General features: G+C 69.5%; 17 protein-coding genes. 10 read left to right on the top strand and 7 right to left on the bottom strand.

The window, feature by feature from the left end; all coding sequences use genetic code 11:
* Positions 1–4 precede the first annotated feature (4 nt).
* Positions 5–763, bottom strand: coding sequence for a DeoR/GlpR family DNA-binding transcription regulator (locus DKM19_RS16685; protein WP_110696483.1), 759 nt, complete (start codon positions 761–763; stop codon positions 5–7).
* A gap of 76 nt (positions 764–839) precedes the next feature.
* Between DKM19_RS16685 and DKM19_RS16680 the strand changes: the two genes are divergently transcribed.
* Positions 840–2,150, top strand: coding sequence for an MFS transporter (locus DKM19_RS16680; RefSeq protein ID WP_110705763.1), 1,311 nt, complete (start codon positions 840–842; stop codon positions 2,148–2,150).
* A 167-nt stretch (positions 2,151–2,317) separates the two neighbouring features.
* The gene (locus DKM19_RS16675; protein WP_110696482.1) at positions 2,318–3,454 is read left to right on the top strand and encodes a Dyp-type peroxidase; all 1,137 of its coding nucleotides are present in this window, start codon (positions 2,318–2,320) and stop codon (positions 3,452–3,454) included.
* A gap of 165 nt (positions 3,455–3,619) precedes the next feature.
* On the opposite strand, the gene DKM19_RS16670 is transcribed toward DKM19_RS16675, so the two are convergent.
* Both DKM19_RS16670 and DKM19_RS16665 read right to left on the bottom strand, forming a co-directional pair.
* Positions 3,620–5,122: a long-chain fatty acid--CoA ligase gene (locus DKM19_RS16670; RefSeq protein WP_110696481.1), complete on the bottom strand. Its 1,503-nt coding sequence runs from the start codon at positions 5,120–5,122 to the stop codon at positions 3,620–3,622.
* Positions 5,109–6,506, bottom strand: coding sequence for a CdaR family transcriptional regulator (locus tag DKM19_RS16665; RefSeq protein ID WP_110705762.1), 1,398 nt, complete (start codon positions 6,504–6,506; stop codon positions 5,109–5,111). The genes DKM19_RS16670 and DKM19_RS16665 overlap by 14 nt, the downstream gene beginning before the upstream one ends.
* Positions 6,507–6,698: 192 nt before the next feature.
* Between DKM19_RS16665 and DKM19_RS16660 the strand changes: the two genes are divergently transcribed.
* From DKM19_RS16660 to DKM19_RS16640, 5 genes are read left to right on the top strand one after another with little or no spacing between them, the layout of a single operon-like run.
* Complete coding sequence (locus DKM19_RS16660) at positions 6,699–7,457, top strand: ABC transporter ATP-binding protein (protein WP_110696480.1); 759 nt, start codon at positions 6,699–6,701, stop codon at positions 7,455–7,457.
* A complete protein-coding gene (locus DKM19_RS16655) occupies positions 7,454–8,215 on the top strand; it encodes an ABC transporter ATP-binding protein (protein ID WP_110696479.1) in 762 nt (253 codons plus the stop codon). The genes DKM19_RS16660 and DKM19_RS16655 overlap by 4 nt, the downstream gene beginning before the upstream one ends.
* Positions 8,216–8,217: 2 nt before the next feature.
* Entirely contained in the window at positions 8,218–9,099 is an 882-nt protein-coding gene (locus DKM19_RS16650; protein ID WP_110696478.1) for a branched-chain amino acid ABC transporter permease, read from the top strand.
* Positions 9,096–10,130, top strand: a complete 1,035-nt coding sequence (locus tag DKM19_RS16645) for a branched-chain amino acid ABC transporter permease (RefSeq protein WP_204358822.1) — start codon at positions 9,096–9,098, stop codon at positions 10,128–10,130. The genes DKM19_RS16650 and DKM19_RS16645 overlap by 4 nt, the downstream gene beginning before the upstream one ends.
* A 3-nt stretch (positions 10,131–10,133) precedes the next feature.
* Positions 10,134–11,420 (top strand): ABC transporter substrate-binding protein, encoded by a 1,287-nt coding sequence (locus DKM19_RS16640; protein WP_110696477.1) that lies wholly within the window; start codon positions 10,134–10,136, stop codon positions 11,418–11,420.
* A gap of 179 nt (positions 11,421–11,599) precedes the next feature.
* On the opposite strand, the gene DKM19_RS16635 is transcribed toward DKM19_RS16640, so the two are convergent.
* Positions 11,600–12,526, bottom strand: a complete 927-nt coding sequence (locus tag DKM19_RS16635; RefSeq protein ID WP_162641537.1) for a lipase family protein — start codon at positions 12,524–12,526, stop codon at positions 11,600–11,602.
* A gap of 551 nt (positions 12,527–13,077) precedes the next feature.
* Here DKM19_RS16635 and DKM19_RS16630 point away from each other — a divergent pair.
* The 3 genes from DKM19_RS16630 to DKM19_RS16620 all read left to right on the top strand — a co-directional run bounded on the left by DKM19_RS16630 (position 13,078) and on the right by DKM19_RS16620 (position 16,179).
* Positions 13,078–13,998, top strand: coding sequence for a hypothetical protein (locus DKM19_RS16630; protein ID WP_110696475.1), 921 nt, complete (start codon positions 13,078–13,080; stop codon positions 13,996–13,998).
* Positions 13,999–14,083: 85 nt separating this feature from the next.
* Complete coding sequence (locus DKM19_RS16625) at positions 14,084–15,061, top strand: NAD-dependent epimerase/dehydratase family protein (RefSeq protein ID WP_110696474.1); 978 nt, start codon at positions 14,084–14,086, stop codon at positions 15,059–15,061.
* Positions 15,062–15,189: 128 nt separating this feature from the next.
* Complete coding sequence (locus DKM19_RS16620; protein ID WP_239514287.1) at positions 15,190–16,179, top strand: asparaginase; 990 nt, start codon at positions 15,190–15,192, stop codon at positions 16,177–16,179.
* A gap of 182 nt (positions 16,180–16,361) precedes the next feature.
* Here the strand turns inward: DKM19_RS16620 and DKM19_RS16615 are convergent, their stop codons facing one another.
* From DKM19_RS16615 to DKM19_RS16605, 3 genes are all read right to left on the bottom strand, one after another.
* The gene (locus DKM19_RS16615) at positions 16,362–16,991 is read right to left on the bottom strand and encodes a fasciclin domain-containing protein (RefSeq protein WP_204358821.1); all 630 of its coding nucleotides are present in this window, start codon (positions 16,989–16,991) and stop codon (positions 16,362–16,364) included.
* Between the two features lie 58 nt (positions 16,992–17,049).
* Positions 17,050–18,615: a molybdopterin-dependent oxidoreductase gene (locus DKM19_RS16610; RefSeq protein WP_110696472.1), complete on the bottom strand. Its 1,566-nt coding sequence runs from the start codon at positions 18,613–18,615 to the stop codon at positions 17,050–17,052.
* Positions 18,616–18,918: 303 nt separating this feature from the next.
* Positions 18,919–19,956, bottom strand: coding sequence for a TerC/Alx family metal homeostasis membrane protein (locus DKM19_RS16605; RefSeq protein ID WP_110696471.1), 1,038 nt, complete (start codon positions 19,954–19,956; stop codon positions 18,919–18,921).
* Positions 19,957–20,239: the final 283 nt, after the last annotated feature.

Here is a 20,239-nt window from a genome sequence, read left to right as displayed (position 1 = left end):
CGGGTCACACCCTCCGCACGGCGACGCCGGCGGCGTCCAGCGCGTCAGCCTCGTCGTTGGGGACGTCGTCTGTGGTCACGACGGCGTGCAGCGCGGATGCCGGTGCGACGAAGGCGAGGGCGGTGCGGGAGAACTTGGCCGCCTCGGTGACCGCGATGACGCGGTGGGCCGAGGCCATCATGGCGCGCTTGATCGCAGCGTCGGCGAGGTCATACGCGGTCAGGCCGTTCGAGGCGTTCAGGCCACAACAGCCGATGATCGCGGTGTCGAAGCGCAGCGCGGCGAGTGACGCCTCCGCCAGGGGGCCGGTGAGCGCCAGCTCGCCGGGGCGTGGTTCCCCGCCGGGCAGGAGCAGTCTCAGTTGGGGTGCGCCGACCAGCGCGTTGGCTGCGTGCAGGGACATCGGCATGACGGTCAGGCGGCGGTGGGTCAGTGCGCGGGCCACTTCGAGGCAGGTGGTGCCGCTGTCGATCACGACTGCCTCGCCGTCGGCGATCATGTCGGCTACCGCTGCGGCGATGCGCTGCTTGACCTGCCGGCCGTCATGTTCGCGAAGCGCGAACGGGGGTTCCTCGCCGCGCAGCAGCAGACTTCTGGCCCCGCCGCGGTAACGCTCGAGGACGCCCTGTTCGGCCAGGATCTCCAGGTCTCGGCGGATCGTCATCTCCGAGGTGCTGGTCAGGTCCGCCAGCTCCGCCACGCTGAGCTGCCCGGCCTGCCGTACGGCATCGGTGATCTGTCGGTGTCGGTCCACGCTCGCCATACACTCATTGAACACAAAATGCATTCGAAAAGCAATCTTTCGAACGTGAATTATGTTTGATACGTTCGAAGACGTGATGAGATCCTTGCGGGCCGCGCGACTGGCCACCTTCGTTTACTTCGCCCTCAACGGTCTCGTCCTGGGTGTTTGGATTGTCCATATCCCCGCCGTCGAGCATCGGGCCGGAATCAGCCACGCCGTGCTCGGCTGGCTCCTGCTGCTCCTCGGCGCCGGCGCCTTCGCCGGCATGCAGCTGGTCGGGCCGCTCACCGACCGTTTCGGCGCTCGTAGGGTCGTGCCGCTGAGCGCGGCGCTGTGCGGTGCGGCACTCGTCCTGCCGGCGCTCGCCGTGAACACGTGGACGCTCGGCCTGGCACTGCTGGTGCTCGGTATCGGCAACGGCAGCCTGGACGTCAGCATGAACACCCACGCCGTCCAGGTCGAAGCCGGGTACCGGCGCCCGATCATGTCCGCGTTCCATGCCGTGTTCTCCATCGGCGGAGTCCTCGCCGCGCTCGTCGGCGCCCGCACCCTCAGTTGGGGCTGGAGCACGACAACCACCCTGACCGCGGTCAGCCTCTTCGCCCTCGCCGTCACCGCAGTCGTCGCACCCGCGCTGCTACCGCGGCCCGAAGCCGCCGGCACACTGGAACGCCCCACCGCCAAGGCCGCCACCTGGCGGACCACTCCTCTGCGCATCTGGGCGCTCGCCGCGCTCGCTCTGATGCTGATGCTCAGCGAAGGCGTCGCCAACGACTGGAGCGTGCTGGCCATGCGCGACGTGCTCGACGCGCCCGCCGCCACCGCTGCCCTCGCCTACGGCGCCTTCGCCGTCGCCATGACGATCGGGCGTTTCCTCACCGACCGGGTCGCCGCACGCTTCGGCCCGGTCGCCATCGTCCGCTACGGATCGGCACTGGCCGCGCTCGCCCTCACGATGATCGTGTTTTCACCGTCGATCCCACTGGCCATCGCCGGATGGACGTTGTTCGGTGTCGGACTGTCCGGCACCATCCCGCAACTCTTCAGCGCGGCCGGCCACGCCGACCCCAACGCCGCCGGAGCCAACGTCTCCCGCGTTGCCGGCCTCGGCTACCTCGGCATGCTCGCCGGGCCCGCCATCATCGGACCCCTCGCCGACCTCATGCCACTGAACTACACGTTCTTCCTGCCCGTGGCCTTCTGCGTAGTCGCCGCCCTCACCGCCCAGATCCTTCGATCCAAGGCAGAAGAGCCGCAGCCGCAGGTAACCACCCGCCCGCGGCCGGCGTCCACACCGTCTGAGCCACACCTGGTGCCGCCGGCTGATCCTTCAGTCCTGCCAGATCATTGGCAGGCGGGTGAGCACGACAACCTTCGGCGCCATGTCCGCCGCAGCCGTGGGTAGCCCGTATCGCGATGGCGAGGCCGGTGACGGCAGGGCATAACGACGCAGCGTAGTCTTCGTTGGTACGGTCAGTGAACGTGCGCCTTCGCGGGGTTCGGGGCACCTCGGGGCGACATCGACGACCTTGACACGCGACTGCCCCCGCATACGGCACATGAGGAGGGGCGATGGCGGAGCCCGACCAAGGCGCGATCCCGCAGCCGGTGCTGAGCCCGCTGACGAGGGCGGCGATCTTCCTGGTGGTGACGGTCGATCCGGGTGGAGAGCCCGTCGCGCGGGAGTTGCTGTCCGATCTGCCGGGGTTGCAGCGGGCCGTCGGTTTCCGGGCACCGGAGGGCGACCTGAGCTGCGTCGCCGCGATCGGGTCGCAGGCCTGGGACCGCCTGTTCGGCGGGCCTCGCCCGGCCGAGCTGCATCCTCTCCGCGAGTTCGTCGGGGCCGTTCACCACGCGGTCTCCACACCCGGTGACCTGCTGTTCCACATCCGAGCCCAGCGGCTGGACCTGTGCTTCGGGCTGGCGTCGCAGATCATGGACCGGCTCTACGGCGCGGTGACGGTCCGCGATGAGGTGCACGGATTCAAATACTTCGACGTACGGGACCTGCTGGGCTTCGTCGACGGCACGGAGAACCCGGTCGGTCCCGCGGCGGGCGCGGCGGTCCTGGTCGGCGCCGAGGACCCGGAGTTCGCGGGCGGGAGTTACGTGATCGTACAGAAGTACCTGCACGATCTGCGGGCATGGAACGCCCTGCCGGTCGAGGCCCAGGAAAGGGTGATCGGCCGCACCAAGCTGGACGACATCGAGCTGGACGACGCCGTCAAGCCGGCCGACTCCCATGTCGCGCTGACCACGATCGTCGACGACGACGGCACCGAGCGGCAGATCCTGCGGGACAACATGCCCTTCGGCGCCGTCGGGCGCGGTGAGTTCGGCACCTACTTCATCGGCTACGCCCGCACCCCGGCGGTCACCGAGCGAATGCTGGAGCGGATGTTCCTCGGCGACCCGACCGCGAGCCACGACCGGATCCTGGACTTCTCCACCCCCGTGACGGGCACCCTGTTCTTCGTCCCGAGCGCCGACTTCCTCGACGACCTGCCCGACCCGCCCGGCCTCGCGACCGAGACCGGGACCCGCACCGGGAGCGGAGCCGGCCCCGGGAACGGGACCGACGCTGGGAGCGGAGCCGGCGCCAAGAGCAGGGCCGACGCCGAGAGCAAGGCCGACGCGACATCTGATGCCCAGGCCCCATACGACGGTTCCCTGGGGATCGGCGATCTGAAAGGGCGCACCGCCCGATGAACAACCCGTACCGCGGACCGGCGCCGATCTCCACCGCCGTGTGAGCCGGCCTGAAGAACGAGACCCGGCGTGCTCCCAAGCGCCACGTGGCAGGCCCCACATCCGCGAGATCTCCGCGACGCGCCACGCACCCGCTCGATCCGGGACCACGACCGTCGAGGGCGCTCATCTCCTTCGGGTGTGCGGGGCGGTCGCGTCCAGCGGCAGTCCGATGGCGTGTTTGAGGATCTTGCCGGTGGGGGTCATGGGCAGTTCGTCGGCGAACGAGATGTGGCGGGGATACTTGTAGGCGGCCACCCGCTCCCTCACGAAGGCGCGCAGGCCGTCGGCCTCGACCGGCGCGCGCAGCACCACCACCGCCGCGATCTCCTCCCCGAGCTTCGGATGGGGAATCCCCACGACCGCCGCCTGCCGTACGGCGGGGTGCTCGTACAGGACCTCCTCCACCTCCCGGGGATACACGGTGCGGCCTCCCCGGATGATCACGTCGCGGCGCCGTCCGACCACGAAGAAGAACCCCTCGTCGTCGACCCTGCCCAGGTCGCCGGTGTGGAACCAGCCGTCGCGGATCGCCTCCGCGGTCGCGGCGGGATTGTTCCAGTAGCCCTTCATCACGTTGGGGCCCCGGATGACGATCTCGCCGACGTGGCCGCACGGCACCTCGCCGCCGATCTCGTCGACGACCCTCATCTCGACGTCCTTGATGGGCCAGCCGATGGACCCCGGCCTGCGGCCGGGGCCGGCGCGGTTGGTCGCGGCGGACGGGGAGGTCTCGCTGAGGCCGTACCCCTCCATGATCAGGCAGCCGAACCGCGCCTCGTACACCCGGAGCACGTCGAGCGGGAGCGCGGCGCCGCCGGAGACGCACAGGCGCAGCAGCGACATGTCGGAGACCCCGAGGTGATCGAGCAGCGCGATGTACATCGTGGGCACGCCCTGGAAGACCGTGACGCCGTCACGCCGGATCACCTCCAGCGCCCGGCCCGGTTCGAAGCGCGGCAGCAGCGTGAGGCGCGCGCCGGCGTGGATGCTCGCGTTGAGCGAGCATGTCTGCCCGAAGGCGTGGTAGAGCGGAAGCGCTCCGAGGACGACGTCGTCCACGCCGAGCGCGTGCATGCGGGCCACCGTCGTGGCGTTGCTCACGAGGTTGGCGTGGGTCAGCTCGATGCCCTTGGGCCGGCCGGTCGTCCCCGAGGTGTAGTGGATGACGGCGGTGTCGCCGGCCGCCCTCGCGACGATCTCGTGTTCGGCCTCCACGCCGCGCAGCAGCCGGCGAAACTCCTCGGGGACCACGAAGAAGCAGTCGGCGCCGGTGCCCGAGGTTCCGGCCTCGGCGGTCTCCGCGAGGGCGTGCCAGGCGATCAGCAGCCGGGCCCCGCAGTCACCGATGTAGGAGGCGATCTCCCGCCTCTTCAGCAGCGGGTCGAGCGGGACGACCACGGCTCCGATCCGCAGAACCCCGTAGTAGACGACGGCGAACTCCGGGACGTTCGGCAGCATGACCGCCACCCGGTCGCCGACGCCGATCCCGCGCCGCCGCAGCATCGACGCGACGCGCGCGCTCAGCAGTTCGAGCGCGTCGTAGGTGATCTCCGCCTCGTCGAGCGTGACGACCGCTCTCCCGGTGAGCCGCCCGGCGGCGACCTGGAGCCGGTCAGCGAGGTTCATGGGAACGACCGTACGTCTGGCCTCCATGGCTCTCATCGGTCGCGGCGGCCAGTCTTTTCCGCTCGGGATTGGTGTCCGGCGACAGCGTGTCCTGAAGCGCGATCGCGACGAGCAGGTCGAGGAGGTCGTTGATCCGGCGCAGATTGCGTCCGGTGCGCTCCCGGATCCGTCGCAGGCGGTACTGGGCGGTGTTGGGGTGGATCTGCAGCCGCTCCGCGCAGGCGCGCAGGTTCAGGTCGTCGGCGGCGAAGGCCCTGATCGTGGCCGTGAGCACGCCTCCGCGCGCCCGGTCCTCGGCCAGGAGCGCGGTGATCCGCGGGTCGACCAGGTGCCGGGCGGTGTCGTCGGCCTTCAGCGCCAGATACTGGAAGGCCGTGATCCTCGGCAGGGCCGCCACCCCTCCCTCCTCGGGCAGGAACTCCAGCACCGTGCGAGCCTCCTGGTAGGCCTGCGGGATCTGGGCGGTCCCGGCGATCACGGTGCTGACGCCCATCGCCAGGACGATGCCCTCGCCGAGGAGACTCTCCCGCACCGCCTGCAGCCGGTCGCACAGCTGCTCGGGATCGGCGCCGGGACCGAGCGAGGGGATGGCCACGATCTCCGACTGCCGTACGACCGACAGCGTCCTCGTACCGTTTCCCCCGGTCCGGGCGATCGCCGCGCATGCCGCGTGCCGCGCGTCGGCGCCGCGGTCCGGGCCCGATGCCACGGCCTCTCCCCCGAACCTGGCGATCCTCGGGAGAAGGATCGCGATCAGCACGAGCAACGGCGTGCGGGTGTCGGGCCCGAGGCCGTGCGCCTGGGCCGCGGCGAGCTGCCGGCCGCGCGTAGGCGTGTTCCCGGCCAGGAGGGTCTCCAGCAGGTCCCTGCTCTCCCGCACCGCCTCGGCGGTGGCGTACTGCTGGAACTCCATGTACGCGTTGGCCGCGTGCGTGCTGGCGAAGTCGCAGTAGCGCATCAGCGGAGCCGCCAGCGACAGCGCGGCCTCATGACCGGCGAACGAGCGGCCGGCCCGCTTGACCACCGACTCCCAGAAGACCTGCTGGCCGACGCGGAAGGCGTTGATGTAGTCGGCCAGGGCGACCCCGGCCCGGGCCCGCCGCATCCCCGCCCGTCGGGTGAAGGCGATGTCGTCGAGCGTCACCGTGCGGTCTTCGAACAGTACGGCCAGCTTGCTGCGGTAGTGCTGGGTCACCTGGCTCCGCACGTCGGCGTGGAACGCCTCGTCCTGAGCCGCGTACGCGGGAATCTCGTCCCGCATGGTTCTGGCCGCGGTGTCGGCCAGCTCGTCTAGGTCGTTGAGGAGTTCGGAAAGGATACGTGCGCGTTCAGCGCGGACCGCTTCCGTACCAGTGAGTGTTTCCGTGCTGAATCCACTGGACATGCCGGGATGATCCATGGCTGAGGCCGGGCGGTCAACGGTTCGTAACCGGTCCGAGACACACGCTGTGCGCGGTGGACAACACCCCTGTCACATTTTGGGTGCCCGTGCCCAATGCGGTTCCTCACGGGCGGATCCTACGCTGACCACAACTTCAGAACATTGTTCTTCCACTCGCTGCGCCCAGGAGGCCGGATGCTGGAGGTACACGATCTTACCGTTCGCTTCGGGGGCATCACGGCGCTGGACGGCGTGGGCTTCTCCGTGCGGAGCGGCGAGATGGTGGGACTCATCGGGCCGAACGGAGCCGGCAAGACCACGCTGTTCAACTGCCTGACACGGCGATACGACGCCGACGAGGGAGGAGTCCGGTACGAGGGAAGAGACCTGCTGGCCGTACCGCCGCACGCGATCGCGGGGCTGGGCATCGCGCGGACCTTCCAGAACCTCGGGCTGTTCGGGCACATGTCGGTGCGCGACAACATCCTGGTCGGCGCGCACCACACCGGAGGGGCCGGTTTCCTCACCGCCGCGCTGTGGCTGCCACAGGTCCGGCGCGAGGAGGCCCGGCTCCGCGCCGAGGCCGACAGCGTGCTGGACCGGCTGGCGCTGACCGAGGTCGCCGACCACCCCGCGGCGGGCCTGCCGTTCGGCACGCTCAAGCGGGTGGAGCTGGCCCGGGCGCTGGTCGGGCGCCCCAAACTGCTGCTGCTGGACGAACCCGTCAACGGGCTCAACTCCGCCGAGGTCGAGGAGTTCTCCGGCACCCTTCGCGCGCTCCGCGAGGAGTTCGACGTGACGGTGGTCGTGGTCGAGCACCACATGGGCTTCGTCATGGGAATCTGCGACCGGGTCGTCTGCCTGGACTTCGGCCGCAAGATCGCCGAGGGGCCGCCAGCGGAGGTCCAGCGCGATCCCGGCGTCATGCGGGCATACCTGGGGACGGCCATATGAGCGAGAACGCCTTTCTGACGGTCACGGACCTGCGCGCCGGCTACGGAGGCGCCCGGGTCCTGCACGGTGTGAGCCTGGCCGTGGGCCAGGGGGAGATCTGCGCCATCCTCGGCCCCAACGGAGCGGGCAAGACGACCCTGCTGCGGGCGCTCTCGGGCATGGTCCGGGTGCGCGGCGACGTCCGGCTCGACGGGGCCGACCTGTCCGGGCGCTCTCCGGACGCGATCGCCCGGCAGGGCGTCGCGCACGTGCCCGAGGGGCGCGGCACGTTCATGCCGCTGACCGTCGAGGAGAACCTGCGCCTGGGGGCCTTCGTCCGCCGGGACCGCCGAGGCCTTCGCGGTCTTCGAGGTCGTCGGGGGGACAGCGCGGTGGACGCCGACCTGGAGCGCGTCCACACCTACTTCCCGGTGCTGAAGACGCGGCTGAAGCAGGTGGCCGGCAGCCTCAGCGGCGGCGAGCAGCAGATGCTGGCGATCGGCCGGGCGCTCATGCTGCGTCCGCGGCTGCTCCTTCTGGACGAGCCGTCCCTCGGACTCGCCCCCATGGTCACCCAGGAACTGTTCCGCATCGTGCGGGCGGTCAACGAAGAGGAGCGGACCACCGTGGTCGTCGTCGAGCAGAACGCCCATCTCGCTCTCAGCATCGCCCAGCAGGCGCATGTCCTGGAGAGCGGCCGGATCGTCCTGTCGGGATCGGCGGAGCAGATACGGGCGGACGAACAGGTCGCCCAGTCCTACCTCGGATACCGGGTCTAGGCATGGCCGGCTTCCTGCAGCAGATCGTCGAGGGGCTCGGCGCGGGTGCGATCTACGCCAGCCTGGCCCTGGCTCTGGTACTGATCTACCAGTTCACCGGGATCGTCAACTTCGCCCAGGGCGAGCTGGCGATGTTCTCCGCCTACATCGCCTGGCAGTTCATGGCCGCGGGCCTGCCGTTCTGGCTGGCCCTGGTGCTCACGCTGGCGGTTTCCTTCGTGGGCGGCATGCTGATCGAGCGGGTCATCATCCGCCCCGTGGAAGGCGCCCCCGAACTGACCGTGGTGATCGTCACCGTGGGGCTGTTCATCTTCGTCAACGCCGCCGCCGGATGGATCTGGTCGTTCCTCATCAAGGACTTCCCCAATCCGTTCCCCGGCGGCGCGATCGAGGCCGGCGGGCTCAGCCTGGGGTATTCGACGCTGGGCATCATGGCCGTGGTCGGCGTGGTCATGGGCCTGCTGTACCTGCTCTTCCAGCACACCAAGGTCGGCCTGGGGATGCGCGCCGTGGCGACCAACCCCTCCTCGGCCCGGCTCGTCGGCATCCGGGTGGGCTGGACGCTCGCGCTCGGCTGGGGGCTCGCCGCCACCGTCGGCGCGGTGTCGGGAATCCTGGTGGCCCCGCTGCTCTTCCTGGAGCCCAACATGATGGGCGGCGTCCTCATCTACGCCTTCGCCGCGGCGACCCTCGGAGGGTTCGACAGCCCGGTGGGCGCGGTGGTGGGCGGCCTGGTCGTCGGCGTCGCCGAGACCCTCGCCGGCGCGTACGTCGGCTTCATCGGATCCGACCTCAAGGTGGGCGTGCCATTGGTCATCATCCTCTTCATCCTGCTGTTGCGGCCCCAGGGCCTGTTCGGCCGGGCGGCGGTGGAGAGGGCATGAGCGGGCCTGCGGAGGTGACCGAGAAGGCCGCGCGAGCGGACGCGCCCACCCGGGGCCGGTCCCTGGCGCGCGTCGCCACCGCGCACCGGCAGTGGATCGTGATGGCGGTGCTGCTCGCGGTGGCCTGTTACGCGCCGTTCCAGCTCGTGCCCTTCCGCGTCTTCCAGCTCACCATGGTGCTGGTCTACGCGGTGGCGCTGCTCGGGCTGAACCTCCTCGTCGGTCACGCCGGGCAGATCTCCCTCGGGCACGGCGCCTTCTTCGCCGTCGGGGCCTACGGCTCCGCGATCATGATCGATCGGTGGGACACCCCGCACCTGGTGACCCTGCCGATCGCCGCCGCGGTGGCGTTCGCGCTCGGCCTGGCGCTCGGCCTGCCCGCCATGCGCCTGCGCGGGCTCTATCTGGCCCTCGTGACACTGGCCATCGCGATCTTCCTCGTGCCGCTGCTCAAGCGCTTCGAGGCGGTGACCGGCGGTTCCATGGGGCTGACCCTCGGCAAGCCGGTTCCGCCGGCGTGGACGGGACTGGCCGAGGACCAGTGGCTGTACTTCCTGGCGCTGGCCGTGACCGTCGTCGCCTTCCTGCTGTCCCATGGCCTGCTGCGCTCGCGAGTCGGCCGAGCCCTGCACGCCATCCGGGACAACGAGGCGGCGGCCGAGGTCATGGGCGTGCGGCTGTCGTTCTACAAGACGCTCGCCTTCGCCTGGAGCGCGATGTTCGCCGGGGCGGCGGGCTGCGTCTACACCTGGGTCATCGGGTTCGTCTCTCCGGACTCGTTCGTTCTCACGCTTTCGATCACCCTGCTGGCAAGCATCGTCGTCGGCGGCCTGGGCTCGTTCTCCGGCCCGCTGCTGGGCGGGCTGTTCATGATGTTCGTGCCGAGCATCTCCCAGGACGTCAACGACGCCGCGCCCGGCGTCATCTTCGGCTTGTTGATCATCGCGGTGATGTACGTCGCTCCGACCGGCCTCGCCGGGCTGGCGGGACGCATGACGCGCTCGATCACAAAAATTCTCCGGAAGGAGTAGGAAATGCGGGTATCTGCGATCGGCTCTACGGCGATGACGGCAACCCTGCTGGTCGCCTTGGCGGCTTGCGGGGGGCGAGAGGCCGCCGCGCCGAGCACGGCGGCGTCAGGGTCCGGGTCGGGGGAATGCCAGGGGCAGCAGACCACCGGCATCACGGACACGAGCATCAAGCTCGGCGGCATCTATCCGCTCTCTGGCCCCGCTTCCGCGTACGGCGACATCCCCAAGGGCATCAAGGCCTACTTCGACTACATCAACGCCGAGAAGAACGGGATCGGCGGCCGCAAGGTCGAGTTCGTGGTGCGCGACGACGGCTACCAGCCGCCCAAGGCCGTGGAAGAGGCCAGAAGGCTCGTCGAGCAGGAGCAGGTGTTCGCGCTCTTCCAGACACTGGGCACACCCTCGACGACGGCGACCTGGGACTACACCAACCAGCAGAAGGTGCCGCAGGTCTTCGTCGCGACCGGCGCGTCGAAGTGGGGATCCGACACGGCTCACCCGTGGACCATCGGCTGGCAGCCCAACTACATCTCCGAGGCCCGCGTCTACGCGCAGTACCTCAAGCAGGAGCGGCCCGACGCCAAGGTGGCGGTGCTCTACCAGAACGACGACTTCGGCAAGGACCTGCTCGGCGGGTTCAAGAAGGCCATCGAGGGCAGCAAGATCACAGTGGCCGCGGAGCAGAGCTACGAGGTCTCCGATCCGAGCGTGGACCCCCAGATGCGCAACCTCGCCGGGTCCAAGGCGGATGTCCTGCTCAATATCACGACGCCCAAGTTCGGCTCTCAGGCGCTGGCGGCCGACGCCAAGAACACGAGCTGGAATCCGCTGCACATCGTCAACAACGTCGCCGCCTCGATCACCGTCCTCAAGCCGGTCGGCTTCCCGAACGTGCAGGGCGTCGTGTCGTCCACGTACTACAAGGATCCCAACGATCCGAAGTGGGCGAACGACCCGGAGATGATGCTCTACAACGCGAAGATGAAGCAGTACGCGCCCGACGCCGATCCGACCGTTCCGTACCACGCCTTCGGATGGGCGGCGGCCAGCAGCTTCCAGAAGGCGATGGAGGCGGCGAAGTGCCCGACGCGCGAGGGACTGCGAGACTCCATACGGGCGCTTCAGAACGTCCAGGTCGACATGCTGCTGCCGGGTGTGACGCTGAACACCGCCGCCGATGACGGCTTCCCCATCGAGTCCATGCAGCTCATGGAGTTCAAGGGCGAGCGGTGGGAGCTCTTCGGCGACGTGATCGACACCCGCAAGGAGTTCGGCCCGCTGACCGACTGACCGGAAGTCGTCAGGTCCTCATTTGATCGCTCTCCCCGGAAAGTCCCCGATCCTGCTTCGGCGCAGGGCCGGGGACTTCTCCGCCGTAGGGGTGAGCACCTGAATGTTTCAGGAGAACGGCCGCATGACGCCTCCGGCGTGAGGCCGGTGCGGACGGCGTTGACCTCACGCGTCACCGATCAGTCGCCGAATTCGTTCTGCACCCCGCAGGGAATGAGCGATGAGATGTAATGCTGGGGAAAGTGATCCTCGACGGAATACACGGCCGGCAGCGAGCGGGCCAACTGGAACTTTCCGGCGACGAACGCCAGGTTGGCCAGCAGTATCGTCGGCAGGCCCGAAGCCTGGGACGTGGGGTGGACGTTTTCCTCCCACTTTCCCCTAGTGGGCTGGGAGGTGCGACCAAGGTATTCGAAAAGGTCTGTCAGCGCGTTGCGAAACCGCGGAGCCCGATACTGATACTCGCGCCCGAAGTGCTGGAACGGCCCCGAGACCGCGGGCGGTAGATGCGGAACCATGTCGTTGTCGTAGACGTACCGGATGACCTTCTCGCGGAGGAACTCATCGTTCTGGCAGGCTTCCGCGAAATCGGGATTACCGATCATCGGCTGGCCGAAGGTGTAAACCGCCCTGAGCCGGTCGGCGAACACCTCTCGATATTTGCGTTCGTGTCTCATCATGACGGCCATGAGCCCGGCCATCGCGCCACCCAGACTGTGCCCGGTGATGTAAAGCGCCTCAAGCCCGCCTTCCATCATGGAGAGGCCGGCGCCGTCGGAAGACGAGACGCGGACCGACCGGCGGTCGCAGGCGTGCCGCAGGGTGCTCATGACCTCGTAGCGCGTCGCCCGCGTGTTGCGATAGAAGCCGCCGTGCACCGTGGGGCAGCCATCGCCGATCTGGTAGGCGATCCGTTCCGGCTCAAGGTCGAGGTTCACCATCCAGTTGATGAGGTTCAACGGTTCCGTGCCCCTGTAACACAGGATGGCGACTTTTCCGCTCCTGCTCTGGATCACGAATGCCGTCGAGCGAAGAAACAGCGCGTCAACGGACAACTGGATCATCCGGCACTGGTTGTCCTCAAGCCCCAGCCTCGCCATGATCATGGAGACGGTCTCCGGACCCGAGTAGGCGTAGGCCGAACACGTCGCCATGACATGTGCGATCTCGGGATCCGGATGCGCTCCGGCGCGCAGCAGCCGCTCCTCCAGGTTCTTGTAAACGGGAAATCCCGAAGTCTCGCGGCGACCGAAGGGCCGGAGCTCCTCGTAGGTCGGAGCCCTCACCTCCCGGATCCGAGGTCCCCCCTCCTCCTGGAATCGCCGCTCCGCCGAAACCGTTCTCTCGGGCTGCCGAACGGTCCTCGCGGTATCCGTAGCGTCCACGTCGTGCGCCTTCCGGTCATGTTCAGAATGGCGCTCGCCAACTGGTCACGGTCGCGGCCGGGAACGGGACAGCGACCATCACCGCAGCGTGACGTTCCTCAAGGCCTGCTTGCCTAGCCCAATTTCCTTGACGTCCCGGGACGAAACCCCTGCGCTCGCAAACTCGTACAGGTGCGAGAACGGCGGGCGCGTCCACGCTCGGCACCGGCATCGGCCCGTCCGGGCTTGACGGCCCCGGAACGCCCACGTATGTCTGAGAGGGGAGGCAGCTTGTGACGGGGCAGACAGCGGCCGAGCACGACGATGAGGTCACCGTTCCGAAGGACCGGCGCCTCCTGTACCAGATATGCCGATGGACCGTCGCGGTGATTCTGCTGCAGTACGGCTTCGCCAAGCTCTTCGGCGCCCAGTTCACCGTGCTCGACTCCGAGCTCGACAAGCCGATGGGCACGGTGAGTGGATTCTGGCTGACCTGGTACTACTTCGGTTACTCACCGCTCTTCGGCAATCTGCTGGGGCTTGTGCAGGTCGGCCTCGGCCTGGCGTTGGCGTTCCGCCGCACCACGCTGCTCGGGGCCGCGGGCGCCGCGCCGCTGCTCGCCGGGATCACCGTGCTCGACGTCTCCTACGTCATCCCCTACGACGCCATGCTGATCGCCCTGATCGGGGCCTGCTGCGCGGGCTACCTACTGTGGAGGCACCGCCGCGAACTGGCGGCGGTGTTCTGGAGCGACCGGAACCGGGCCGCGTCCCGCTCGCGCCCCCGGTGGGCGCACGCCGTGCTCGTGGTTCTCCTGCTCGCGGTTCCGGCTTCGTGCTCGTACTACGTCGCCAACTACAACAACCGATCGCCCACCCCGCTCGACGGCGTATGGAACGTGACGGCGGGCACCTTCCAGCCCTCCGGCCTGCCCGGCCCGGCCGAGCGCGTCTACTTCGAGCACAACCGCGCCCACCAGGTCGTCCTGCGCAGCGGGCAGACGTGGCAGACCCATCACTTCGAGGTCGATCCGGCCACCGCCACGATCAGGATCTGGCGGACGTGGCTCAGCAAGGGCGAACAGCTGCTGTCCGGGCGGTACGACCTCACCGGTGGCCGGCTGGTGGTCACCGCCACGGATCTGGCCTCCGGGCAACCACTGCTCTGGGAACTGCGGCCCGTACCTCCCGATCAGATCCGCCGCGGCCCGTAAGGTGACGGCGAGCGGGAGGCCGTGCGCGTCAACGATCGGGTGGCGCTGGAGCCGGAAGGTCCGCCGCCCTTGCTACGGTGCCTCGATGGACCTACTTCTGTTGGGCGGCACCGGGTTTCTCAGCCGTACGGTGGCGGAGGAGGCGGTGTCGCGGGGGCACAGGGTCACGGCGCTGACGCGGGGTGTCTCGGGGGCGCCGCCGAACGGCGTCACCGCGGTTCACGCGGACCGGAACGCCGCCGACGAGATGGCGCGGGCCGTGCGCTCGGTGAAGGTCGCCGCGGTGATCGACATGTCCGGGGAGACGGTCGCGGCCGCGCGGATCGCGGCACGGGAGCTGGCGTCCGCGGACTCCTACGTCTACGTCAGCAGCATGAACGCCTACCGGAACTGGCCGCCGGGGCCCGTCAGGGGAGAGGACGACCCGCTCTGGGACGAGGAGTCGGACGCGTACGGCCCGGTCAAGGCCGCCGGCGAGCGCATTCTGAGCCGGGCCTTCGGCGACCGGCTGCTGAGCGCCCGGGCCGGGGTGATCGTGGGGCCGCGTGAGATCGGCGGCCGGTTGACCGCGTGGTTGCACCGCATCTCCGCCGGCGGCCGGATCGCCGTCCCCGACGCCCTGGACCAGCCGATGGCGTTCGTGGACGTCCGCGACCTCGCGAGCTGGCTGGTGGACGCCGCCGAACGAGGGATGTCCGGACCCGTGACCGCCACCGGGCCGTACGGCATGACAACCTACGGCGGGCTGCTGCGGGCATGCCGGGAAACCGTCTCCGCGACCGGCGGACCCGCGTCGGAGCTGGTGCCGATAACCGAGAAGACCCTGCTGGAGGCGGGCGTGCAGCCATGGAGGCACCTGCCGTTCTGGCTGCCGGAGGAGGTGGCCAGGACCGCATGGCAGATCGAGACCGCCACCGCCCGCCGTCTCGGTCTGCCCAGCCGGCCGATCGAGGCGACGGTTGCCGGCACCTGGGAGTGGATGCGTCGGGCAGGCACCGCCGCGTACCAGGCCGGGCAGGCGCACGGCCTCCCACCGGAGCTGGAGCGGTCCCTGCTGAGCTAGGCCCGGTGCGGGATACGGAAAATGATCAAGGCGGGGCTGGATGGACTAGACGATCGGCTGTGGGCGGCTGACCGACCTGTGGCCTCGTTAAGCTCCTCCTACGGTCAGTGGCCTTGAAAGGGGTGGGCGTGTCCGTCCGGATCGTGGTCTTCTCGCTCGGTGGCACGATCGCCATGGCCCCCGGCGCTCAGGGGGGCGGAGCCGTGCTCGCGCTGACGGGAGAGCAGCTCCTGGCCGGGGTGCCCGGACTCGGCGAGCTCGATGTCGAGATCGAGGTACGAGACTTCCGCCGGCTTCCCGGCGCCTCCCTGAGCTTCGACGACCTCCGGCATCTGGCGAACGCGATCCGCGACGGCGACGCCGACGGCATCGTGGTCATCCAGGGAACCGACACCATCGAGGAGACGGCATACCTCCTCGACCTCCTCCACACCGGCCCGGCCCCGATCGTGGTGACGGGGGCGATGCGCAACCCCACCATGGCCGGAGCCGACGGCCCGGCCAACGTGCTCGCCGCGATCGAGGTCGCGGCCGATCCCGCCGCACGCGGGCGTGGCTGCCTCGTGGTGTTCGCCGACGAGATCCACGCCGCCCGCCGGGTCCGCAAGGCGCACAGCACCAGCGTCGCCGCCTTCGCCTCTCCCAACGGTGGCGTGCTCGGCCACCTCGTCGAGGGCAGGGCGCGGTTCCTCTCCACTCCGGGTGAGCGGGTCACCGTACGGCTCGTACCGGACGCCGGCTTCCGCCGGGTCGCTCTCGTCACCGCGACGCTCGGCGACGACGGAGAGATCCTGCGGGCGGTCGCGGACCGCGCCGACGGGCTGGTGATCGCCGCGATGGGCGTCGGCCACGTGCCCGAGAGCTACCTCGAGGTGCTGACCGAGCTCGCCGGGCGCATGCCCGTTGTGCTCGCCTCTCGCACCGGCGCCGGATCCGTGCTCTCCCGCACCTACGGTTTCCCCGGTTCCGAGAGCGACCTCCTCGCCCGGGGGCTGACGGGCGCGGGTTTCCTCCATCCGTACAAGGCGCGCATCCTGCTCATCGCCCTGCTGACCGCGGGAGCGTCGTGGGCCGAGATCGTCGAGACGTTCACCAGGGCGGGAGCCGTCCACGCGTAGCCCGCGTGGCGCTCCCGGACGTGGCCGACCGCTGAACGGGCGACTCCCGGACAGAGGCCGGTACGGCGGGCGGCGAAGGGACCGCCCGCGCATCCCCTTCCGTGGCCGCCCGGCTTGTTCTTTCCGTACGCCCCCTCGCCGTGCCGTCCCCGTGTGCGGTGCCGGCACGGCGAGCCCCGGGGTCAGCTCTTGGGCATCAGGACGGTGTCGATGATGTAGACGGTGGCGTTGCGGGTGGACACGTTTCCGCAGAGCACGGCCGCGCCGTTGGCCTTGAAGTCCTCGCCCGATCCCGTGGTGGTCACCGTGCCGCCCTGCAGGGTGGTGAAGGAGCCGTTCGCGAGGTCGGCCGGAGTCTTGCGGCCCTGCACGACGTGGTAGGTGAGGATGTCGGTGAGGGCCTTCTTGTCGGCCAGGACCTTGCCGAGGGTCTCCTTGGGAATCTTGGCGAAGGCGTCGTTGGTGGGCGCGAAGACGGTGATGTCCTCGGCGCTGTTGAGCGTGTCGCCGAGCCCGGCCTTCTGCACCGCGGTGACCAGGGTGGAGAGCAAGGGATTGTTGGAGGCGGCGGTGGCCACCGGGTCGTCGGCCATTCCCGTGAAGCTGCCCTCTCCGGAGGCCGGAACCGCCGAGCAGGCCGCGCCGAACGGCATGGCCGCGGACGACGCCGAGTCGGAGGCCATCGGCGATTCGGCGCTCGGCGCGGGCGCGGCACCGCTCGCGGCCGGGGAGGCGGAGGTGTCGCCGCCACATGCCGCGGTCAACGACACGGCCACGGCGAGGAGGGGAAGGGCGAGAGAACGAACCTTCATGATGATCTTTTCCTCTGTGTGATGGGACTGTGATGGGACGGGGTTCGGTCAGGAGGGGTCATAGGACGGTCACCAGGACCGAATGCCAGCCGGTGGCGCCGTCGGGGAACGGCGCCGCCCGCTGCTGTGGCTGGGTTTGGCCGACCGCGTCGGTGGCGCGGACTTCCAGCCGGTGGTCGCCGGGGGTGGCCTGCCAGTCCAGGTGCCACTGGCGCCAGGTGTCCGGGTTCGGCGAGGGGGCCAGCCGCGCCTGCCGCCAGGGGCCGCCGTCCACCCGGACCTCGACGGCGGCCACCCCGCGATGCTGGGCCCAGGCGGTCCCGGCGATGGTGGCGGGACCCGCGGCCAGCCGGGCGAAGGGCTTGGGCAGCTCGATGCGGGAGGCGGTCTTGACGGGGGCGTGCTCGGCCCAGCCACGGCTGGTCCAGTAGGCGCGTTCGTCGGCGAAACGGGTGAGCTTGATCTCGGTCACCCACTTGGTGGCCGAGACGTATCCGTACAGGCCGGGAACGATCATGCGGGCCGGGAATCCGTGCACCGGGGGCAGGACTTCGCCGTTCATGCCGACGGCCAGCAGCGCGTCCCGGCCGTCCAGTACGGCCTGCACCGGGGTGCCGCAGGTCCAGCCGTCCGCCGATCGCGACAGGATCTGGTCGGCGTCCGCTCGTACACCGGCCTGGCGGAGCAGATCGGCCAGGTCGACGCCGAGCCATCGCGCGTGGCCGACGTAGGGGCCGCCGACCTCGTTGGACACGCACGTCATGGTGATGTCCCGCTCCACCAGCGGCCGCGCGAGGATGTCGTCGAAGGTCAGCTCGACCGGCCGGTCGACCAGGCCGTGGATGCGCAGTACCCAGTCCTGGTGCGGCACGCGGGGAACGACCAGGGCGGTGTCCACCCGGTAGAAGTCCTTGCTCGGGGTGGTGAAAGGCCCCAGGCCCGGAAGGCGCAGGTCACTGCCCGCGGGCAGCGGCGGCGCGGGATCGGCCGGCCGGGGCAGCAGCAGGCGTACTCCGGCGGCGGCGGTGTCCCGGGTGGCGCTCACCACCCGCCCCAGGCCGCCGGTGACGGCGGCGAAGCCCAGCACCGTGGCGGCAGTGCGCAACAGCGCCCGCCGATCGGTCATCGGGCCGGCCGCGAGTTCGGGACGGTCAGAGGCAGAGGGGTCGGGGCGGTCGGCGTCCAGGTGCGTGGCGAAGGTACGGAGCCAGGCGCGGTGCGTCAGGTGCAGCGCCGACGCCCCGACCACCGCGGCCAGTAAGGAGGGCAGCACGTCGAGAGGTGCCGAGCCGGGCCGTGACAGCGCCGCCATCGCGGCGGCCAGACCAAGGGAGATCAGCCCACCGCCGGCCAGACGGGGATGCCGGCGTGCGGCCAGACCGATGACCGCCGCGAACGCGGCCACCACGATCACCAGGACCAGCAGCAGGACGATCTTGTCGTTGCCGCCGAAGGTGCGGATCGCGAAATCCTTCAGCCACGCGGGGGTGAGATCGATGAAGGCCGAACCCACCGCCGGGAGCGGGCCGGTCTGCGGCTTCGACAGGGCCGCCGCCAGTTCTGCGGCGCCCAGGGCCGCCCCCGCCGCGAGCAGCCCGCAGGTTGCCGCCGCGAGGCTGGACATGGCTGGCTTCTTGACGGTCACATCGGAGCTTCGGAGCCACGGCGCAAAAGGATTGGCCATGACCTCGGGTTTTTCTCACCACGTCGGGGATCGCGGCCGAGAGGCGTCCGAGTACGGCCGGTTCCTCCGTCGCGGTGGGACGGAGCGCCGGCACCTCCGTATCAAGCCGCTCGCATCAGAGAGGCCTTCGTTCTCTCCACTGCCTCGGCCCTGGACGGGGTGGGTTCGCCGTTGCCGCCGTCCCTCGTTCTCTCCGGGCCGCAGAGGCCCTGTCCCATGAGATCGGGGGCCCGCAACGGAGCATCAGTGCGTCGGCCTCGAGCGGGGTTCGCGTTCGGCGGGTGAGGAGGCGGGCTTCGTGTCGCGGCGGTTGGCGTACACGCTGGTGATCGTGACGGTGATCAGGACCACGACGATGACCCCCAGCGAGACCGGAGTGGGAATCCCCGGGACCCACGCCCAGACGCCTTGCGCCCAGTGCAGGACGAGCTTGATCCCGATGAAGGCCAGGATGACGCCGAGTCCGTGGTTCAGGTGCCGCAGTTTCGTCAGGACGCCCAGGAGCACGAAGTAGAGCGCCCGCAGGCCCAGCAGGGCGAAGACGTTGGTGGCGAAGACGATGAAGGGATCCTCGGTCACGCCGTACACCGCGGGCACCGAGTCGACGGCGAAGACGATGTCGGTGGCGAAGACGGCCACGATGGCCAGCGCCAGCGGGGTCAGAGCGCGGCGGCCACCCTCACGAACGACCAGGCGGGAGCCGCGATAGTCGTCGGTGACCGGCATGAGGCGCCGCAGTAGCCGGATCGTGCGCATGGAGGAGATGTCGACCGTCTGCTCCTTCTCACCCAGCGCGTCCTTGAGGATCTTCCCGGCGGTGACGATCAGTATCCCGCCGAACAGCAGGAACGCCCATGTGCCGCTCTGCAGAACGGCCGCCCCCAGGGCGATGAAGATCGCGCGCAGCACCAGTGCCCCGATGATGCCGTACAGCAGGACCCGCTGGGCCAACGCGGTCGGGACCGCGAAGGCGGACAGCAGCAGCATGAACACGAACAGGTTGTCCACCGACAGTGACTTCTCCACTACATAGCCGGTGAAGAACTCCATCGCCACACCGGACCCGAAGACCCCCCATACGTAAACACCGAAGATCAGAGGCAGGGCCAGGTAGAAGACCGACCAGCCCACCGCCTCTCGCATCCGCACCTCGTGCGGGCGTCGTGTCAGCAGGAAATCCACGGCCAGCAGCAACATCAGAGCGGCCACGGTGATCGTCCACAGTTTCGGCGAGCCGATCGTTTCAAGATCGGCTACCGACAGGACTGCCTTGGCGGACATGGAACCCCCTCGAACGCGCTTCGGCTGTTCGAGGTCTCCTTCGCCCGCGCCTGCGGGCGGCCGTCCGGGGACGCTTCGAAACGTCCGTCCTGACCGGATCGGCTCTTGAGAAGTACTCCCCCCGTCATCCCAGGTTAGGCCAGTGCCTGGGCGGCGCGCCAACCCCGGGGGGGCGCCGGCCGGGAGTGGTCGCGGGCATTTGACTGGGGCCTGAGCCGCACGGATAGTGGAATAAATGCGGAGGGGAGTACCCACCGTCCGACACCCCGATCGTCATCACGGT

This window comes from Streptosporangium sp. 'caverna' (genome assembly GCF_003203775.1).
GTDB classification, from domain to species: Bacteria; Actinomycetota; Actinomycetes; order Streptosporangiales; family Streptosporangiaceae; genus Streptosporangium; species Streptosporangium subroseum.
Note: the sequence above shows the minus strand (reverse complement) of the source record. Positions and strands in the feature narration are given on the sequence as shown.